Origin of the sequence: Nguyenibacter vanlangensis, assembly GCF_013376155.1 — a bacterium.
Classification (GTDB): domain Bacteria; phylum Pseudomonadota; class Alphaproteobacteria; order Acetobacterales; family Acetobacteraceae; genus Gluconacetobacter; species Gluconacetobacter vanlangensis.
Genome location: NZ_JABXXP010000463.1, coordinates 1 through 2,299 on the forward strand (window position 1 = coordinate 1; position 2,299 = coordinate 2,299).

2 protein-coding genes are annotated in these 2,299 nt (G+C 63.4%); both read right to left on the reverse strand.

Annotated features, from left to right (window positions below):
• Window positions 1-68 precede the first annotated feature (68 nt).
• Window positions 69-914, reverse strand: coding sequence for an IS21-like element helper ATPase IstB (istB, locus tag HUK84_RS15305; RefSeq protein WP_176641053.1), 846 nt, complete (start codon window positions 912-914; stop codon window positions 69-71).
• A complete protein-coding gene (gene istA / locus HUK84_RS15310) occupies window positions 911-2,158 on the reverse strand; it encodes an IS21 family transposase (protein WP_176641054.1) in 1,248 nt (415 codons plus the stop codon). Before istA ends, istB begins: the two co-directional genes overlap by 4 nt.
• Window positions 2,159-2,299 lie beyond the last annotated feature (141 nt).

A 2,299-nucleotide genomic window follows, 5' to 3' on the forward strand; every position in this document is an offset into this window, starting at 1 on the left:
TGTAAATGCTGGATGAAAAGTCCGCAAAAGTGCTGGATGAAAAATCCCCAGTTTCTGGTTTCTGGGGATCAGCCAGAGCCTTGATCGTCGGTTCCTCTCCTGGGTGGCCGTCCACGGCGTTTTGGTAGCGGAGGCGGGGTGAGATTGGCATGGGCCCGCGTATGCTCCGGCACCAGGTCCGCGTGTTGACGCAACCGGTAACTGGCCCCTTCGATCTGCACGACGATGGCATGGTGGAGGAGACGATCGAGGAGCGCGGTTGCGACGACGGGGTCCCCGAACACGTCGCCCCATTCGGCAAAGCCCCTGTTGGAGGTCAGGATCATCGATCCCTTCTCGTATCGGGCATTGACCAACTGAAAAAACAGATTGGCGCCACCGCTCGTGATCGGCAGGTATCCGATCTCGTCGACGATCAGCAGCGCGGCACGGGCGTAGAAACGGATCTTCTCCGCGAGGCGGCCTTCGCGCTCGGCGCGAGCAAGCGCCTCGATCAGTTCGGCGAGGGTGCAGCGATAGACGCTGCGTCCCGCCTTGACGGCCGCGACACCGATGGCTGTGGCGAGGTGGCTCTTGCCTGTCCCGGGCGGGCCAAGGAAATGGACGACTTCCGCGCGGCCGATAAACTCGAGTTGGGCGATTGCCATGATCCGGTTTCGCTCGAGGGAGGGCTGGAAGGAAAAATCGAAGCTTTCGAGCGTCTTGATCGGCATGAGACGTGCAGTTCGCAGGGCGACGCCGATGCGCCGTCCCTCCCGCAGGCTGAGTTCCTCGGCCAGCAGTTCGTCGATGGCCTCGATCGCGCTGATGTCGCCGCGCTCCAGACGGCCGAGGGTCTGGTCGAGGGTTTCCAGGGCCCGCGCCATATGCAGGTGGACCAGGCTCTGTCGGATGCGTTCGGTCACAGGCGTCATGGCCGATCCCCCGTTCCTGTGGTGGCCAGCCTGCGACCGACTGCCTCATAGAAAGCGAGGGGCCGGCGTGCGACGTTGGTTCGCTCGGGCGAGGTCCTGATCTGGCGTGCCGCCGGCACGGCCTTGCGGTGCGCAGGATCGACACGGCGCTGGTTACGCCCGTCCAGCACCGGATGGCGGGCGATCATGGCGCCCTCCTCGAAGATCCGGACTTCCGTAGGGTGGTTCTGGATCTCGAGAATGCGCCGTCGAGCGGTGTCCGGCACGCTGTAAAGATTGCCGCCGATCGAGACCATACCCTCGCGGCTGACGCGGCGCTCGACCGTCAGGACGGCGTCATACGGATGAGCCGGCAGGGCGCGCAAATGAGGCCGCTCGTCGGCGAAATGTTCCGCGACGATACGAGCGGTCGTGGCATGACACCTGGCATTGGCGATGGTTCGCAACCAGTCGTCGAAGCGGGCATTGAGTTCATCAAGGTCACGAAAACTCTGCCCGAGGAAGAAATCCTGCCGGATATACCGGAACGGCCGCTCGACCTTGCCCTTTGTCTTGGCGCGATACGGCTGGCACGCGCGCGGCGCGCTGCCGTAATGGTCGAGCAGAGCGACCAGCGAGGGATTGTAGGTCACGACGCCCGTGGCGTCTTCGCCGAGAACCGCGGTTTTCATGCGGTCATAGAGGATCTCGGCACAGCTTCCGCCCATCGCGGCGAAGGCGGCGATGTGACAGCGCAGGACGGTTTCCAAGGTCTGGTTCGGGCAGAACCGGCCCCAGAGCCAGCGGCTGTGGCCCAGCACCATGCTGAAAAGCCAGACTTTGCGCGGTGCCTGAGGCTCGGTCAGGAACGTCACCGGAAATTCAGCGAAATCGACCTGCGCCTGCTTGCCGGGAGCGGTCTCGAAACGCCGCTCGAACACCTTGGGCACCTGCGGCCTGACGAGACGCAGATATTCCGTCAGCGTCGAATAGGCCCCCTCGTATCCCATCGGCGTGATCTCGCGGTGCAGCCGGCGAGCGGAAAGTCCAGGATACGCCTCCAGCCTTTCCAGCAAATAGGTGCGAAAGCGTTCGGCAATGCGCTCGCTCTCCTCGCGGGGGCTGTAGCGCGGGGCCTCAATACCCCGGGCCAGATATCTGCGCACCGTCTTGCGGTCCAGGCCCGTCTGTCGCGCGATCGCGCTGACACCCAGTCCCTGTCGTTTCAATTCGTGGATCAACACAGTCTCCCTTACGCCAATCACCTGCTCGCCCTTCTGCCGGGATGCGCAGGTTATTTGGGGAACGATCGTCCTGGCGGGGGCATGCCCCCGCCAGGACGATCCTCGGTCAAACTGGGGAAATTTCAGCCAGCCGTTTTGGGGAGATTACATCCAGCACTGACA

Bases quoted from the DNA above. Each gene is read 5' to 3' on its own strand.
- istB (WP_176641053.1), bottom strand. From the start codon at position 914: ATGACGCCTGTGACCGAACGCATCCGACAGAGCCTGGTCCACCTGCAT.